Raw genomic sequence first — 855 nt, 5'->3', positions numbered from 1 at the left:
TCTTGAACTCTACTTTTGTTCCTTCAGGAAGATCTCCGACATTACCAATTGAATCTTTAGCATTTGGTGTATCTCCTGGCTTAACAGTTTGATCTTTTGGAGTTGGAGTGTTGTTTTCTGCATCAGATGTCTTCTCTGGATCTTTTACAGTTACTTTAACTGGAACTTCATCCTTAGAACCATCTGGGTAAGTCACAACGACTGTCGCTCCTTTATCACCTGGAGTTGTTGTATCCACTGGTGTCTTGAACTCTACTGTTGTTCCTTCAGGAAGATCACCTACATTATCAATTGAATCTTTAGCATTTGGTTTATCTCCTGGCTTAACAGTTTGATCTTTCGCTACTGGAGTGTTCTTATCTGCATCTGTAGCTACTGTAGCTTCTTTTGGTGCGCTTGCGTCTGATGTTTGACCATCTTTCGTAGCTTTAGCTGTTACTGGTCCTGCTGGAATATCTACAGTTGGTGTGATTTTAGCTTTACCATTTTCATCAGCTACGCCTTCACCAATCTTGTTACCATCTTTGTCGTAAAGAGCAACTGTTGAGCCTGGTGCTGCTGTTACTTCAACTGGATCTTTAGTTCCTGCTTTACCTGTTAGATCTGTCTTAACTTCTGGTTTAGCTGGCGCTGTGGTATCTGTCGCAACTTTTGGTTCACTTGCGTCTGATGTATTTCCTGATGGGTCGGTTGCTTTCGCTGTTACGCCACCTGCTGGAATATCTTTCGTTGGTGTGATCGTTGCTGTACCGTTTTCGTCAGCTACACCTTCACCAATCTTGTTGCCGTCTTTATCGAACAACTCAACGGTTGAGCCTGGTTCTGCTGTTACTTCAACTGGATCTTTAGTTCCTG

Annotated in this window: 1 protein-coding gene; it reads right to left on the bottom strand. The window is 42.8% G+C overall.

Going from position 1 to position 855, the window contains the following annotated elements:
• Positions 1–855 (bottom strand): Rib/alpha-like domain-containing protein (locus HMPREF2987_RS10980; RefSeq protein WP_257375138.1); only part of this gene is annotated, 855 nt, incomplete at both ends.

Origin of the sequence: Streptococcus sp. HMSC067H01 (genome assembly GCF_001814775.1) — a bacterium.
Lineage (GTDB): Bacteria > Bacillota > Bacilli > Lactobacillales > Streptococcaceae > Streptococcus.
This window is presented reverse-complemented; position numbering and strand designations above follow the sequence as displayed.